This window comes from Noviherbaspirillum sp., assembly GCF_035654295.1.
Lineage (GTDB): Bacteria > Pseudomonadota > Gammaproteobacteria > Burkholderiales > Burkholderiaceae_D > Noviherbaspirillum.
The window spans coordinates 1-15,852 of record NZ_DASRXF010000174.1 but is presented as its reverse complement, the minus strand read 5'-3'; the positions used below and the strand labels follow the sequence as shown (position 1 = coordinate 15,852).

General features: G+C 62.0%; 15 protein-coding genes. 11 read left to right on the top strand and 4 right to left on the bottom strand.

Annotated features, from left to right (window positions below; genetic code table 11):
* On the top strand, window positions 1–178 hold a 178-nt coding region (locus VFF99_RS16620; protein WP_325019843.1), incomplete at its 5' end, for a universal stress protein.
* On the opposite strand, the gene VFF99_RS16615 is transcribed toward VFF99_RS16620, so the two are convergent.
* Window positions 175–483: a DUF1272 domain-containing protein gene (locus tag VFF99_RS16615; protein ID WP_325019841.1), complete on the bottom strand. Its 309-nt coding sequence runs from the start codon at window positions 481–483 to the stop codon at window positions 175–177. The genes VFF99_RS16620 and VFF99_RS16615 overlap by 4 nt on opposite strands.
* 86 nt (window positions 484–569) lie before the next feature.
* Here VFF99_RS16615 and VFF99_RS16610 point away from each other — a divergent pair, with 86 nt between their 5' ends.
* Entirely contained in the window at window positions 570–1,550 is a 981-nt protein-coding gene (locus tag VFF99_RS16610) for a GlxA family transcriptional regulator (RefSeq protein ID WP_325019840.1), read from the top strand.
* 218 nt (window positions 1,551–1,768) lie between these two features.
* On the opposite strand, the gene VFF99_RS16605 is transcribed toward VFF99_RS16610, so the two are convergent.
* Window positions 1,769–2,227 (bottom strand): Lrp/AsnC ligand binding domain-containing protein, encoded by a 459-nt coding sequence (locus VFF99_RS16605; protein WP_325019838.1) that lies wholly within the window; start codon window positions 2,225–2,227, stop codon window positions 1,769–1,771.
* 143 nt (window positions 2,228–2,370) lie between these two features.
* Here VFF99_RS16605 and putA point away from each other — a divergent pair, with 143 nt between their 5' ends.
* Window positions 2,371–6,048 carry a trifunctional transcriptional regulator/proline dehydrogenase/L-glutamate gamma-semialdehyde dehydrogenase gene (gene putA, locus VFF99_RS16600; protein ID WP_325019836.1) on the top strand — a complete coding sequence of 1,226 codons (3,678 nt, stop codon included), beginning with the start codon at window positions 2,371–2,373 and terminating at the stop codon, window positions 6,046–6,048.
* 3 nt (window positions 6,049–6,051) lie between these two features.
* Window positions 6,052–6,360 (top strand): Rrf2 family transcriptional regulator, encoded by a 309-nt coding sequence (locus VFF99_RS16595; RefSeq protein ID WP_325019835.1) that lies wholly within the window; start codon window positions 6,052–6,054, stop codon window positions 6,358–6,360.
* A gap of 36 nt (window positions 6,361–6,396) precedes the next feature.
* Here VFF99_RS16595 and VFF99_RS16590 read toward each other — a convergent pair whose 3' ends face one another.
* Complete coding sequence (locus VFF99_RS16590) at window positions 6,397–7,230, bottom strand: 5'-methylthioadenosine/adenosylhomocysteine nucleosidase (protein ID WP_325019833.1); 834 nt, start codon at window positions 7,228–7,230, stop codon at window positions 6,397–6,399.
* A gap of 171 nt (window positions 7,231–7,401) precedes the next feature.
* Between VFF99_RS16590 and VFF99_RS16585 the strand changes: the two genes are divergently transcribed.
* Window positions 7,402–7,614 (top strand): hypothetical protein, encoded by a 213-nt coding sequence (locus VFF99_RS16585; RefSeq protein WP_325019831.1) that lies wholly within the window; start codon window positions 7,402–7,404, stop codon window positions 7,612–7,614.
* A gap of 219 nt (window positions 7,615–7,833) precedes the next feature.
* Here VFF99_RS16585 and VFF99_RS16580 read toward each other — a convergent pair whose 3' ends face one another.
* Window positions 7,834–8,709 (bottom strand): LysR family transcriptional regulator, encoded by an 876-nt coding sequence (locus VFF99_RS16580; RefSeq protein WP_325019829.1) that lies wholly within the window; start codon window positions 8,707–8,709, stop codon window positions 7,834–7,836.
* Window positions 8,710–8,817: 108 nt separating this feature from the next.
* Here VFF99_RS16580 and VFF99_RS16575 point away from each other — a divergent pair, with 108 nt between their 5' ends.
* The 6 genes from VFF99_RS16575 to VFF99_RS16550 all read left to right on the top strand — a co-directional run.
* Complete coding sequence (locus VFF99_RS16575) at window positions 8,818–10,329, top strand: CoA-acylating methylmalonate-semialdehyde dehydrogenase (RefSeq protein WP_325019827.1); 1,512 nt, start codon at window positions 8,818–8,820, stop codon at window positions 10,327–10,329.
* Window positions 10,330–10,438: 109 nt separating this feature from the next.
* On the top strand, window positions 10,439–12,118 hold the full coding sequence (locus tag VFF99_RS16570) for a GMC family oxidoreductase (protein WP_325019825.1): 1,680 nt from the start codon (window positions 10,439–10,441) through the stop codon (window positions 12,116–12,118).
* A 528-nt stretch (window positions 12,119–12,646) separates the two neighbouring features.
* Entirely contained in the window at window positions 12,647–13,417 is a 771-nt protein-coding gene (locus VFF99_RS16565; protein ID WP_325019823.1) for an ABC transporter ATP-binding protein, read from the top strand.
* Complete coding sequence (locus tag VFF99_RS16560; RefSeq protein ID WP_325019821.1) at window positions 13,418–14,131, top strand: ABC transporter ATP-binding protein; 714 nt, start codon at window positions 13,418–13,420, stop codon at window positions 14,129–14,131.
* 44 nt (window positions 14,132–14,175) lie between these two features.
* Complete coding sequence (locus tag VFF99_RS16555; RefSeq protein ID WP_325019819.1) at window positions 14,176–15,384, top strand: ABC transporter substrate-binding protein; 1,209 nt, start codon at window positions 14,176–14,178, stop codon at window positions 15,382–15,384.
* Window positions 15,385–15,556: 172 nt separating this feature from the next.
* Window positions 15,557–15,852 (top strand): ABC transporter permease subunit (locus VFF99_RS16550; protein ID WP_414691551.1); only part of this gene is annotated, 296 nt, incomplete at its 3' end.

Below are 15,852 nucleotides of genomic sequence, written 5' to 3'. Positions count from 1 at the left end.
CCGGCAAAGGACGCGCATCGATATCGGCAGTTCGCTGCTGTCGCTGGCGGCGGACCTGGGCTCCGACATGATCGTGATGGGTTGCTACGGGCATTCGCGCTTCCGCGAAATCCTGCTCGGCGGCGTCACCCGTACCATGCTGCAATCGATGACGGTGCCGGTGCTGATGTCGGCCTAGCGCAGGTGCGGCGGTATCTCTCTGATGCCCGCCGCGAAGGCCTTGTGTGCCTGCGCGTCCACCGGTTTGCAGACGACGCGGGTGGAAGCGGGATAGCCGGCGACATTGTTGCCGTTTTTCAGGTCGCGCTGCGGCCGCACCGGGCGCGGGACGAATCCGCCGCCGCAGTTCGGGCATACGTTGTCCAGCACGCTGTGCACGCAATCGCGGCAAAAGGTGCATTCGAAGCTGCAGATCATCGCTTCCGTCGCGTCGGGCGGCAGCGCCTTGTTGCAGTGTTCGCAGGTGGGACGCAATTCGAGCATGATGCCTCTCCGGTTGTGTTGTCGCCGGAAAGATTCTAGGTGTCGGCCCACTGGCAGAAATGACAGAAAAGAGTTAAATTCTGCCAATGCCCCATACCCTCGCCATCCTCGTGTTCGACGGCGTCCAGATACTGGACGTGACCGGCCCGGCCGCCGTGTTCGGCGGCGCCAACGATTGCTGCGGACAGACCTTCTACGATGTGCACATTGTGTCGGCGCGCGGCGGCACGGTGGCCAGCAGTTGCGCGGCACAGCTGTCCACCCGCGCGCTGCGTACCCTGCCGCCGGACAGCGTCGACATCCTGCTGATCGCCGGCGGCGACGAAAATGACTTGCGGCGCCTGGCCGGCGACCGCACTGTGGCCGACTGGGTCAGGAAGGCCGCGGCATCGGCCTCGCGCTACGGCTCGATCTGCACCGGCGCATTCCTGCTGGCGGAGCTGGGACTGGTCGACGGCCGGCGGGTGGCGACGCACTGGTCGGCCTGCCGGGAGTTGGAGGCGGATTTCCCGGAGGTGGAAGTGGATGCGGATTCGCTGTTCGTGGAAGACGGCAACCTGTGGACATCGGCAGGCGTCACGACGGGCATCGACATGTGCCTGGCGATGGTGGAACGCGACCTCGGCAGCAGGTTCGCCAACCGCATCGCGGCGCGCCTGGTGCTGTACGCGCGCCGGCCGGGTTACCAGTCGCAGTTCAGCCCGGTGCTGAAGGCACAGGCAAAGGCGGGTGCGCCTTTCGGCAAACTGGTGGACTGGATGGCGGCCAACCTGCAGCAGCCGCTGGACGTGCCCCAGCTCGCCGAGCGCGCGGCGATGTCGGAGCGCAGTTTTTACCGGAAATTCACGGCCGCGATGGGCGAGACGCCGGCACGCTTCGTGGAAGTGTTGAGGCTGGAGCGTGTGCGGCAACTGCTGGCGACCGGCAGGAGCCTGAAGGAGATCGCCGGACAGACCGGGTTCTCGGGAACGACACAGTTATCGAAAGCGTTCGAGCGGCGCTTCGGCGTGACGCCGCAGCTGTTCCGCGAGACGCGTGCAGTTGAACGGCCGGCCGCATACGGGTAGAAGCGACCGTGCCGTGAGCTGCCCTTATCCCGTCATCCCGGCGAACGACGGCATGCAGCGGCGTTAAACAGTGCGAAGAAAGTCACTGGATCCCGGCCTGCGCCGGGATGACGGGGAGAAATTGGGGAGGGAGCGGCGTCAGGTGCCCGCATGCGGAATGCAGTTGACGGCCTGGCGCCTGCGGGTAAAAGCGGCCCCGCCAAGCAAGGAGTCCGCGCTCAGCGGATCGGCAGCCGCGTCGTATTCTTCACTTCTTCCATCACCGCATAGGTGTGCGTCTCGCGCACGCCTTTCAGCTGCAGCAGCGACTTGCCGAGGAATTCGCGGTAGGCGTTCATGTCCTTCACGCGCGCCTTCACGAGGTAGTCGAAGCCGCCGGCCACCATGTGGCATTCCTGCACTTCCGGGATCACCTGCACGCTGCGCTTGAAGGCTTCGAACACTTCCGGCGTGGTGCGGTCGAGCACGACTTCAATGAAAACCAGCAGCGATACGTCGAGCAGCTGGGGATTGAGCTGGGCCGAATAGCCGAGGATGTAACCGGCTTCCTGCAGCTTGCGCACGCGCTCCAGGCAGGCAGCGGGCGAGAGGTTGACGCGCGATGCGAGTTCGACGTTGCTGATACGCCCGTCGTTCTGCAGTTCGGAGAGGATCTTTTTGCTGATTTTGTCGAGCATGTCAGACGCCTTGCAAGAATTTTGTTCGGCAGGATTGTCCCACAAAATAGAAAATTTCGATACCAACCTTCATTTCCAGAATTAATCCACGGCGATCCTCTCTACAATCGAAAATCATTTTTCATTGGATTGTCACCTCTACCATGCTGATTGCTGCAAAGGAATTCTCCGCACCGGCCCCGTTCGCCGCCCTGCACGCCGATATCGACCACGCGCCGGCTCCCCTGCGCGCGGCCATCACCGCCGCCTGGCGCCGCGACGAGCCGCAGGCCGTGCAGTGGTTGCTGGAACAGGTCAAGCCGAACCACGCCGCCCAGGAAAAGATCCAGGACCTCGCCCGCAACCTGGTGCAGGCCGTGCGCGAGAAGCGCACCCGTTCTTCCGGCGTCGACGCCTTGATGCATGAATTCTCGCTGTCGTCCGAGGAAGGCGTGGCGCTGATGTGCCTGGCCGAAGCGCTGCTGCGCATTCCCGACCACCAGACCGCCGACCGCCTGATCGCCGACAAGATCAGCAAGGGCGACTGGAGAAAGCATCTCGGCGAATCGCCGTCGCTGTTTGTCAACGCCGCAACCTGGGGCCTGCTCATCACCGGCAAGCTGGTCGGCACCAGCAGCGAGCAAGGCCTGGGCTCGGCACTGACGCGTCTGATCGCCAAGGGCGGCGAACCGTTGATCCGCAAGGGCGTGGACCTGGCCATGCGCATGCTGGGCAACCAGTTCGTGACCGGCCAGACGATCGCCGAAGCACTCGACAACAGCCGCCCCAATGAAGCGCGCGGCTATCGCTATTCCTATGACATGCTGGGCGAGGCCGCGCTGACCGAGGAAGATGCGGCCCGGTATTACGCTGCGTATGAAGATGCGGTCCATGCGATCGGCAAGGCATCGAACGGCCGCGGCATCAAGGATGGCCCGGGCATCTCGGTCAAGCTGTCCGCGCTGCATCCGCGCTATTCCCGCGCGCAGCGCGAGCGCGTGATGCAGGAACTGCTGCCGCGCCTGAAGGCGCTGCTCATGCTGGCCAAGCAGTACAACATCGGACTGAACATCGACGCCGAAGAAGCCGACCGCCTCGAACTCTCGCTCGACCTGATGGAAGCGCTGGCCTTCGACAAGGACCTCACCGGTTTTGAAGGCACCGGCTTTGTCGTGCAGGCTTACCAGAAGCGTTGCCCGTTCGTGATCGATTTCCTGGCCGACCTCGCACGCCGCAGCGGCCGCAAGTTCATGGTGCGCCTGGTGAAGGGCGCCTACTGGGATGCGGAAATCAAGCGTGCGCAAGTCGACGGCATGCCGGGTTATCCGGTCTATTCGCGCAAGGTGTACACCGACGTCTCCTATCTGGTGTGCGCACAAAAACTGCTGGCCTCGACCGATGTGATCTATCCGCAGTTCGCCACGCACAATGCGCACACACTGTCGTCCATCTTTACCTGGGCGCAGGAACGCGGCGTCAGCGACTATGAATTCCAGTGCCTGCACGGCATGGGCGAAACCTTGTACGACCAGGTGGTCGGCACCGAGAACCTCGGCAAGCCGTGCCGCATCTATGCGCCTGTCGGTTCGCACGAGACCCTGCTTGCCTATCTCGTGCGCCGCCTGCTGGAGAACGGCGCCAACTCTTCCTTCGTCAACCAGATCGTCGATGAGAATGTGCCGGTCGAATCGCTGATCGCCGATCCGTTCAAGACCGCAAAGCAACTGGCCGGCGAACCGCATCCGAACATTCCCTTGCCGGTCAACCTGTACGGTAGCGAGCGCCTCAATTCCGCCGGTGTCGATATCGCGAACGAAAACGTGCTGCGCGAACTCGACCTCGCCTTCCAGTCGCTGGCAACGATGCAGTGGCAGGCAATGCCGCTGCTGGCAACGGAAGCAATGGGCGCCGGCCAGCAGCAAGACATCCGCAATCCGGCAGACCATCGCGATGTCGTCGGCCGCGTGGTCGAAGCCGGCGCGAACGATGTACAGAGCGCGCTGGCGGCGGCCGCCAAATTTGCACCGGAGTGGCAGAACACGCCGGCGGCGGAGCGGGCTGCCGCGTTGCGCCGTGCAGCCGACCTGTTCGAACAGCATCAGGCGGAACTGATGGCGCTTGCCATCCGCGAAGCCGGCAAGACGCTGCCCAACGCCATCGCGGAAGTGCGCGAGGCGGTGGACTTCCTGCGCTATTACGCAGCGGAAGTCGAGAATGGCCCGAACACCCATGCGCTGGGCCCGGTGGTGTGCATCAGTCCGTGGAACTTCCCGCTGGCGATCTTCACCGGCGAAGTGAGCGCCGCCCTCGCAGCGGGCAACGTGGTGCTCGCCAAGCCTGCCGAACAGACGCCGCTGATTGCCTGCCGTGCAGTGGAGCTCTTGCTCGAGGCCGGCGTACCGCGCGGTGCGCTGCAATTCCTGCCGGGCACCGGTGAGACGGTGGGCGCCGCCCTGACCGCGGATCCGCGCGTGAGCGGCGTGATCTTCACCGGGTCGACCGAAGTCGCGCAGCTGATCAACCGGACCCTGGCCGATCGGGCCTGCGAAGAGCGCCGCGACATTCCCCTGATCGCCGAAACCGGCGGACAGAATGCGATGATCGTGGATTCCAGTGCGTTGCCGGAACAAGTGGTGCAGGACGTATTGAGCTCGGCCTTCGACAGCGCCGGCCAGCGCTGCTCGGCGCTGCGCGTGCTCTGCCTGCAGGAAGACATCGCCGACAAGACGATCAAGATGCTCAAGGGCGCGATGCAGGAACTGCGCATAGGCAATCCGGACCGTCTGGCGACCGACGTCGGCCCGGTGATCGATGCGGAAGCGCAGAAGAACCTGCTGGCGCACATCGAGCGCGTACGGGCGCAATCGCCGAATGTGTTCCAGCTGCAATTGCCTGAAGCGTGCGCGACGGGCACTTTCGTGCCGCCGACCGTGATCGAGCTCGATTCGATCGCCCGGCTCGAGCGCGAGGTCTTCGGACCGGTGCTGCACGTGATCCGCTATCGCCGCGACGAACTGCCGCAGCTGATTGATGCGATCAATGCGACCGGATACGGGCTGACGCTCGGTATCCATTCGCGTATCGACGAGACCATCGATTTCATCACGGCGCGGGCGCACGTCGGCAATATCTACGTCAATCGCAACATCGTGGGGGCAGTCGTGGGCGTGCAACCCTTCGGCGGCGAAGGCAAATCGGGCACGGGTCCGAAGGCGGGCGGTCCGCTTTATCTCAAGCGCCTGCAACGCAATGCGGTGGTCACGCGCGCAGCCCACACCATTCATGCGCAGCAGGTCGCGTTGCCGGCCTTCGACAGCCTGATGCAGTGGGCGCGCACGCATGGACATGTGCGGGTGACGGCACTGGGCGAAGCGTATGCCCATGCCAGCCTGCTGGACACGGCGATGGTCTTGCCCGGCCCGACCGGTGAACGCAATACCCTGCGCTTCGCGCCGCGCGGGACGATCCTGTGCGCGGCATCGGATATCGAGGTGCTGCTGAACCAGTTCGCGGCCAGCTTCGCCACCGGCAATCGCGTGGCGGTGAATGCCCTGACTGCCGCGATGCTGCCGTCCGGCCTGCCGCCGACCGTGCGCGACGCGATCGAGGTGGTCGAGGAAAGAGCACTGGGGAAGGCGACGCTGGCCATGGCGCTGGTGGAAGCCGACCTGCTGGGCAACCTGGCGCTGCGCCTGGCGTCCCGCAATGGCGCGCTGGTGCCGGTGGTCGATACCCGGGGCTGCGAAGAGATTCCGCTGTGGCGCCTGGTGGCCGAGCGCGCGATCTGCGTCAACACCACGGCGGCGGGCGGCAATGCAAGCCTGATGACCCTGGGCGCCTGAGCGATGCAGGAAAACCTCCTGGACAGCCCGGACCTGCACGGCCGGCTCTGCCTTTCCTCCTGCATCCTGGCAGAACTGCTGCGGCGCTCGCCGCAGCCGGCAGGCACCGGGCAGCTGGCGCAGGTGGCGGGCCATGCAAAAGATGAGGTGGAGCAGATGTGCAAGCACCTCGTCCGGCACGGCTTGCTGCAGGCGTCTGCCGGCGAGGGCGAAGAAGGGCGCTGGCAGTTGGCCGGCGATCCGGCCGCCATGACCCTGGCCGACCTCTTTTCCGCCTTGCTGGCGCCTGCGGACGGGCAGGCGCTTTCCTGAGCACCCGCTCCTTTCATCCCTGCCTCCCTGTGCAACCTATGCAGGCGGCAGGCGACTCCCCATTTCACACATCCTCTTGATGACGCCGAAAGCGTAGCGCGATGCCACGCTTTCGATGAACTGCATGAAATCGTGCGGGGATGCCTCGTTCGCGCTGTCCGAGATCGTCCGGATGACCGCGAACGGCACGCCGAACTCGAAACAGACCTGGGCCACGGCGGCGCCTTCCATTTCCACTGCGAGCAATGACGGGAATGCGGATTTCAATTCGAGCTGCCTTGCCTGACTGTCAATGAACTCGTCACCGCTGGCGACCAGTCCACGGAAAACCCGGGGCGATGCGAGGCGGAAGGTATCGCGTTCCTGTCCGGGGATGGCGGCGTCCAGGTCGCGGGCCAGAAAGGCGCCTGCAGCGTCCGCCAGTCGGTCTGTGAGGTGCTTGTCTGAAGCGAACAGGGACTGACCTAGCAGAGGCACTTCATAGCGCGGAAACAGCGGCGTGGCGTCCATATCGTATTGCGCCAGCGAATCCGCCACCACGATATCCCCAACCTGTACATCGCTGTCCACAGCCCCTGCAACGCCGGTGAAGACGATATGGGAAACGTCGAAGCGTTCGATCAGGGTGGCTACCGTTGCAGCAGCTGCGACCTTGCCGATGCGTGACAGCACACACACCGTATCCATCCCCCAGAGATTGCCGGCGACGTAATCGCGCATGCCTCTGCTGACGGTTTGCGGGTTGTGCATGGATTCGATGAGGCCGGCCTGCTCCTGGTGCAGGGCACTGACCAGCCCGAGACGGGTGATTTGTTGAAACATCGGCAATTCTTTGTAGGGGAAACGGCAATCTCGATAGCGTATTGCCATTGAATGCCTGCTTGCAATGCCGGCCGATGATGTTTTCCGGGTTTTTTTACATTGAAGTTGATATATACGAATAGTAGTAGTGTTAACAACTGGCCGAATCTGTGGATAACTCGGTAAACCGAAAAACAATCAAGCGTTTACGCACGGTATAAAAAGCGGGATAACAGGTGTATGCGCAAAGGACAGGTTTTGAATAAAAAATCGCCTGTGCATTTCTTTGCGGCTTTTCCCCAAGTCCTCAAGCGGCTATCCAAGGACTTATCCACACTGGAAGTTAACAAAGCTGCTTTTGTCTTCAGAAAAAAACGCGAAGCAAAAAAGACAATGCGGCGAACGGCTTTGCCGGAGAAACGCGGGCGGAAGATTTCCGGGGTTTTTGAATAAGGGTTTATATATACGGATAGTAGTAGTGTTAACAACAGCCACTTTCCGTGGATAAGCCGGTAAACCTGAAACGGATCAACTGTTTACGCCGGGGATAAGACTTGAATAAGCCTTGTACCGGCCAAGGACAGATCGTGGATAAAAATAGGCTGTGCACAAGTGCGCGTGCTTGTTCCCAAACAAATCACGGCATATCCAAGGACTTATCCACATTCCTTGTCAAGTTCGCCACAATTCCTGCAGCAGGGAGAACGCGGCGGCGATGGTTGGCTCGTTTTTGCGCTTGGCCAGCGCGATGAAGGAGAGTTCGGTCGACAGGCTGACCGCATCCGCAATCACCAGGCCGTGCGCATGGGCTTCGCGCAACGCGATCGATTCCCGCACCAGCGACAGACCCACGCCGGATTTCACGAGATTGAGCATGGACGGCTCCTGGTCCACCAGCGCGACCTTGTTGGGCGTCACCTTGAACTGGCCGAAGGTCTTCGTCAGCAGGCGGTTGTGGGCCGATTCCGGCGGTGTCCAGATCCAGGGCAGCCTGGCCAGCGCTTCCCAGCCTTTGCCGGCGACCCGGCTCTTCCAGCCTTGCGGGGCGACCACGCTATAGGTGAACGAGGTCAGCGTCAGGGAATGGCATTCCTTGCCGGGCGTGCCGAGGAAGAAGCCGACATCCAGCGCGCCGGCTTTCACTTGCTGCAACACCCAGCCCGACATCCCGTGCTGCAGCTGGGTAGACAATTGGGGATAAGTCTCGACCAGACGCTTGAGGAAGGGCCCGAGGCGGATGAATTCGGGATCGAGGATGGTGCCGATGGATAGCGTGCCGGACAGCGTCGTGTGCAGGGCGGCAACGCCTTCCCGGAATTCGGCCACGCTGGCCATTACGCGTTCGGCGTAGGGCAGCAGCTTGGCGCCGTCGTCGGTCAGGGACATGCCGCCGGGCGTGCGGTTGAACAAGGTGAGTTTCAGGCTGGCCTGCAAGGCCTTGATCTGCAGGCTGACCGCGGGCTGGGTCAGGTGCAGCTTTTCGGCGGCGCGCGTCAGATTGCCTTCGCGGGCGACCATGACGAAGGCGCGTAGCTGGGTGAGATCCATGCGGCCATTATAAGAGTTCTTAATATTCGTTTTGACAAGAACTCATTGGATTCCTTGACGGGACAGGAATATGCTGTGAAAAACCGTCAATCTTCCAAAGGAATTCTTATGACGAAGCCTCTCATTCAGCATTACATCGGTGGCCGCGTGACCGAATCGTCCAGCGGCCGCAAGCAGGCCGTATTCAATCCTGCGACCGGCGAGGTCGGCGCCGAGGTGGTGCTGGCCAGCGTCGAGGAAGTCAATGCCGCCGTCGCCGCGGCGCGTGCTGCCGCACCGGCGTGGGCCGACACCGCGCCCTTGAAGCGTGCGCGCATCCTGTCCAAGTTCAAGGAGTTGATCGAGAAGCATCACGACGACCTCGCCGCCGCGATCACGCGTGAGCACGGCAAGGTGTTCTCCGATGCCAAGGGCGAAGTCGTGCGCGGCCTGGAAGTGGTGGAATTCGCGACCGGCATTCCGCAGCTGATGAAGACCCAGTTCACCGACAATATCGGCGGCGGCATCGATAACTGGCAGCTGCGCCAGCCGCTCGGCGTCACCGCCGGTATCACGCCGTTCAACTTCCCCTTCATGGTGCCGATGTGGATGGCGCCGATGGCGATCGCGACCGGCAATACCTTCATCCTCAAGCCTTCGGAGCGCGACCCCTCGCCGTCACTGATGGTCGCCGACCTGCTGCAGCAGGCCGGCCTGCCGGATGGCGTGTTTAACGTGGTGCAGGGCGACAAGGTGGCGGTCGATGCGCTGCTCCATCATCCGCAGGTCAATGCTGTATCTTTCGTCGGCTCGACGCCGATTGCGGAATACATCTATACCGAAGGCGTCAAGCGCAAGGGACCGTTCCCGATGCGCGTGCAAGCGCTGGGCGGCGCGAAGAATCATCTCGTGGTGATGCCGGATGCGAATCTCGATCAAGCGGTCGACGCGTTGATCGGCGCGGCCTACGGTTCCGCCGGCGAGCGCTGCATGGCGATCTCGGTCGCCGTGGCGGTGGGCAGCGTGGCCGATAGGCTGGTCGAGGCGCTGATCCCGCGCGTGAAGGCGCTGAAGGTCAGGAACGGCATGGAAGCCGACGCTGAAATGGGGCCGGTGGTGACTGCGCAGCACAAGGAAAAGATCGAAGGCTATATCGAGGATGGCGTGCGTTCCGGCGCCAAGCTGCTGGTCGACGGCCGCGGCCTCAAGGTGCCCGGCCACGAAAACGGCTTCTTCCTCGGCGGTTCGCTGTTCGACCATGTCACGCCCGAAATGAAGATCTACAAGGAAGAGATCTTCGGACCGGTGCTGTGCGTGGTGCGCGTGCCCGATTTCGCCTCCGCAGTGGAACTGATCAATGCGCATGAGTTCGGCAACGGCGTCGCGCTGTTCACCTCCGACGGCAATACCGCGCGCGAGTTTTCGCGGCGCATCGAAGTCGGCATGGTGGGCGTCAACGTCCCGATTCCGGTGCCGATGGCCTGGCACTCCTTCGGCGGCTGGAAGCGTTCGATGTTCGGCGACCTGCATGCCTATGGCGAAGAAGGCCTCCGCTTCTATACGCGCTACAAGTCGGTGATGCAGCGTTGGCCGGATTCGATTGCCAAGGGGGCGGAGTTTACGATGCCGGTGGCGAAGTGACGCAGATGTCCAAGAGCGCTAGCGCGATTGGAAACAGCTGCGTCATCCCCGCGAAGACGGGGATCCAGCGACGTTAAAAGATTCTGAACAACATTTTCCCGGAGCCCTCATGGAAGCCGCAGGAACCTACGATTACATCGTCATCGGCGCCGGCACTGCCGGCTGTGTCCTTGCCAACCGCCTTGCCCAGGACAAGGACATTTCGGTGCTACTCATCGAAGCCGGCCGCAAGGATGATTACATCTGGATCCACATCCCGGTCGGCTATCTCTACTGCATCAACAATCCGCGCACCGACTGGCTGTTTCGTACCGAAGCCGATCCGGGTTTGAACGGCCGGGCGCTGATTTACCCGCGCGGCAAGGTGCTGGGCGGTTGCTCGTCGATCAACGGCATGATCTACATGCGCGGCCAGGCGCGCGACTACGACTTGTGGGCCGAGCTGACCGGCGACGACAGCTGGCGCTGGGACAACGTGCTTCCGGTGTTCAGGAAGAGCGAGGATTACCACAAGGGAGCGGATGCTTACCACGGCGCCGGCGGCGAGTGGCGTGTGGAAAAGCAGCGCCTGTCATGGGAGATCCTCGATGCGTTCCGCGAAGCGGCGAAACAGCGCGGCATTCCAAACGTCGAGGATTTCAACCGCGGCGACAACGAGGGTTGCGGCTACTTTGAAGTGAACCAGAAGAAAGGCTTCCGCTGGAATACCGCGCGCGCCTTCCTGAAGTCGACCGAAGGCCGCAAGGGCAAGCTCGACATCATGACAGGCTGCCATGTAAAGCGCCTGCGGCTGCGGCAGACGGATGAAGGGCTCGCGTGCACCGGGGTCGAATTCACCGGCGGCGGTACCGAATGGTATGCGGAAGCAAGGCGCGAGACGATCTCGACCGCGGGGGCAGTCGGTTCGCCGCAGATCCTGCAGCTTTCCGGCATCGGGCCGGCGTCGCTGCTGCAGAAGCACGGTGTGCCGGTGGCGGCGGACCTGCCCGGCGTGGGCGAGAACCTGCAAGACCATTTGCAGTTGCGCATGGCATTCAAGGTGCAGGGCGTGAAGACCTTGAACACGATGGCCAACAGCCTCCTGGGCAAGATGCAGATCGGCATGCAGTACGCCTTGTCGCGCAGCGGGCCGATGTCGATGGCGCCGTCGCAGCTCGGCGCGTTCACCCGTTCCGATCCGTCGCAGGCAACACCCAACCTCGAATACCATGTGCAGCCCTTGTCGCTGGAAAAATTCGGCGAACCGCTGCATCCTTTCCCGGCATTCACGGCCAGCGTGTGCAACCTGCGTCCCACCGCCCGCGGCCATGTGCGGATTGCTTCCGGCGATCCCTTCGCCGCTCCCAGGATCACGCCGAATTACCTGAGTACGCCGGAAGACCGCAAGGTGGCGGCCGATTCGCTGAAGATCACGCGCGCAATCGTCAGCGCGCCCGCGTTGCAGAAATATGCACCCGAGGAATTCAAGCCGGGCCTGCATTACCGCACCGAAGATGAATTGGCGAAGGCCGCCGGCGACATCGGTACGACGATCTTCCACCCCGTGGGCACCTGCAAGATGGGGCGCGACGACGATCCGTTCGCGGTGGTGGACAGCCGCTTGCGCGTGCGCGGCGTGAAGAACCTGCGGGTCGTGGATGCATCCGTGATGCCGACGATCACGTCGGGCAATACCAATTCGCCTACCGTCATGATCGCTGAGCGTGCAGCGGAATGGATCAAGGCCGCGCGTACGGATACCCGGATGGACACATCCTCTGTCGCAGTGCCTGTCGCGGAAACCGCCTGATGTTATGCATGTTGTGCATGAATCCATGCTGACAAAGCATTGGATTTGTTGCGCTGCGTTCCAATAACCTGCCGCACTAGTGGTTTGCCTCGTCGCCGTCTGTCGCCAGGGAAGGGCAGTTGGGCTACTGTCTCAACTGGAGGCGGGCGTCGTGAGGCAGGCCACACCTCTTTTCGCGCGACGTTGCATCTGGCGCTGTCGATGCAACTGGCCTGCAACGCAGCGCTGCAACGCCCCGGCATTTCGACTCGGGCCGCCGATTCCCGAAAAAGCATGAGTTAACCACAAGCAAGTATTTTTTCTTCATGCTAACATCGCCACGGTGCCTGACATCGATACATGTACGGTATTGATACAGGCCAAACAATCGGCAGATGCGTACTCTGCCGTATTGCCACCCCCCTAGTCGTACTGTGTACTGTGCATCAGCGTTATGCACGTCCTTTAGGTTAATGACCGCGGGCGGACAATGCCTGCGGCGGTGGAGGGCGCAACAAGCGGCCTCCGTACAGTCAACAGGGAGAACCCATGGCGGATGTGGTTTTGGAGACACGGCAGCTGACCAAGGAATTCAAGGGATTCACTGCCGTCAATAATGTCAGCCTGAAGGTAGAGCGCGGACATATCCACGCGTTGATCGGCCCCAACGGTGCGGGCAAGACGACGTGTTTCAATTTGCTCACCAAATTCCTGGTCCCGACTTCGGGCCAGATCCTCTTCAACGGCAAGGACATCACGATGGACAAGCCCGCGCAGATCGCGCGCAAGGGCATCATCCGGTCCTTCCAGATTTCCGCGGTGTTCCCGCACCTGACGGTGCTGGAGAATGTACGCATCGGCCTGCAGCGGCCGCTCGGTACCTCCTTCCAGTTCTGGAGCAGCGAAAAGAAACTCAGCGTGCTCAACGACAAGGCCATGCAGTTGCTGACCGAGGTCGGCCTCGAAACATTCGCCGACACGGTGACGGTTGACTTGCCGTACGGCCGCAAGCGCGCGCTGGAGATCGCGACCACGCTGGCGATGGAGCCGGAGCTCATGTTGCTAGACGAACCGACGCAGGGCATGGGCCATGAGGACGTGCATCGCGTCACCGACCTGATCAAACAGGTTTCGGCGGGCAGGACTATCCTGATGGTGGAGCACAACATGAGCGTGATCGCCGGCATCAGCGACCGCATCTCCGTGCTTCAGCGCGGCGCAGTGCTCGCCGAAGGGACCTATGATGAAGTATCGAAGAATCCGCAGGTGATGGAAGCCTACATGGGCACCACCGCCGGCGCACTGGAAGGAGCGCATTGAATGGCTGGATCAGCGGCATTGGAAATCACCAACCTGCACGCCTGGTACGGCGAGTCGCACATCCTGCATGACGTCAATTTCTCCGTGAACCACGGCGAGGTCGTGACGCTGCTCGGCCGCAATGGCGCCGGCCGCACCACGACGCTGCGGGCGATCATGGGACTGACGGGCGCACGCAAGGGCTCCATCAAGATCAGCGGCACCGAGGCCATTCACCTGCCCACCTACAAGGTGGCGCATCTCGGCGTAGGTTACTGCCCCGAGGAACGGGGCATTTTTTCGTCGCTGTCGGCAGAAGAAAACCTGATGCTGCCGCCCTTTGTCTCCAAGAACGACCGCGGCATGTCGGTGGATGAGATCTACGACATGTTCCCCAACCTCAAGGAACGCAAGTCCAGCCAGGGCACGCGCCTGTCCGGCGGCGAACAGCAGATGCTGGCCGTCGCCCGCATCCTGCGCACCGGTGCGCGCCTGCTGCTGCTCGATGAAATCTCGGAGGGCCTGGCGCCTGTCATCGTGCAGGCGCTGGCACGCATGATCACCACGCTCAAGGCCAAGGGCTACACCATTGTGATGGTGGAACAGAACTTCCGCTTCGCCGCGCCGCTGGCGGACCGTTTCTATGTGATGGAGCATGGCCAGATCGTGGAGACCTTCAACGCATCCGAACTCGATAACAAGATGCCCGTGTTGCATTCGCTGCTCGGGGTATAACAAGCCACTGGCTAACAACTAGCTGGAACACCAAGGAGATCGCAATGAAATTGAAAGCAATTGCAGTTGCAGTATCGGCTACCTGTGCATTCGCTGCCGCCGGCACCGCGAGTGCCCAGGTGTCGGGTGACGTCATTCGTATCGGCATCATTACCGACATGTCGGGCCTGTACGCCGACATCGACGGCCCGGGCGGTGTGGAAGCGATCAAGATGGCCGTCGCCGATTTCGGCGGCAACGTTGCCGGCAAGAAGATCGAGGTCCTGAGCGCCGATCACCAGAACAAGGCGGACATCGCCGCCTCCAAGGCACGCGAATGGTTCGACCAGCAGGGTGTGGACATGCTGCTGGGCGGCACCAACTCGGGCACCAATCTCGCGATGGCCAAAGTGGCCGCGGAAAAGAAGAAGCCGTTCATCTCGATCGGCGCGGCAACTGCCCGCCTGACGAATGAAGAGTGCTCGCCTTACACGGTGCACTATGCGTACGACACCGTGGCGCTGGCCAAGGGCACCGGCTCGGCGATCGTGAAGCAGGGCGGCAAGAGCTGGTACTTCCTGACCGCCGACTATGCGTTCGGCGCATCGCTGGAGAAAGATACCTCCGACGTGGTGAAGTCCTCCGGCGGCCAGGTCGTCGGCAGCGTGAAGCACCCGCTGTCCGCTTCCGACTTCTCGTCCTTCCTGCTGCAGGCGCAATCGTCCAAGGCGCAGATCCTCGGCCTGGCCAATGCCGGCGGCGACACGATCAACTCGATCAAGGCAGCCAACGAGTTCGGCATCAACAAGTCGATGAAGCTGGCCGGCCTGCTGATGTTCATCAACGATGTGCATTCGCTCGGCCTGAACCTGACGCAGGGCATGTACCTGACCGACGGCTGGTACTGGGACCTCAACGACGATACCCGCAAGTGGTCCAAGCGCTACTTCGAAAAGATGAAGAAGATGCCGTCCATGCTGCAGGCCGCCGACTACTCGGCGACGATGCACTACCTGAACGCGGTGAAGGCGATCAACTCGGATGATGCCGACAAGGTGATGGCCCAGATGAAGAAGACCAAGATCAACGACTTCTTCTCCAAGAACGGCGAGATCCGCCCGGACGGCCGCATGGTGCACGACATGTACCTGATGGAAGTGAAGAAGCAAGCCGAATCGAAGTATCCGTGGGACTACTACAAGGTCGTACAGACGATTCCGGCGGCGCAGGCCTGGACCACCAAGGCGGAGTCCAAGTGCGCGCTGTGGAAGTAAGCTGAGCCGTTCCGGCACTTGAAGTGATGTTCGTATCCCTCTCCCGGTGCCGGGAGAGGGAAGCGGATTTCCGCCCTTGGTCCCACCCGCATTCGATCAGAAAACCGGGCGCAGATAGATACGCACGCGTCTCCCGCGCCCCTCATTCAGCAGCAACTTTCACGACTCGCCTATGGAATTATTCGGCATCCCCCTGCAGGCCTTGCTGAGCCAACTGCTGCTCGGCCTCGTCAACGGTTCTTTCTACGCGATGCTGTCGCTCGGCCTCGCGGTCATCTTCGGCCTGCTCAACGTCATCAACTTCGCGCACGGCGCGTTGTACATGATGGGCGCGTTCTTCGCCTGGATGGGATTGAACTACTTCGAAATCAATTACTGGCTGATGCTGATCCTGGCCCCGATCCTGGTGGGTATCTTCGGCATCATCATTGAAAAGACCATGCTGCGCTGGCTCTACAAGCTGGACCA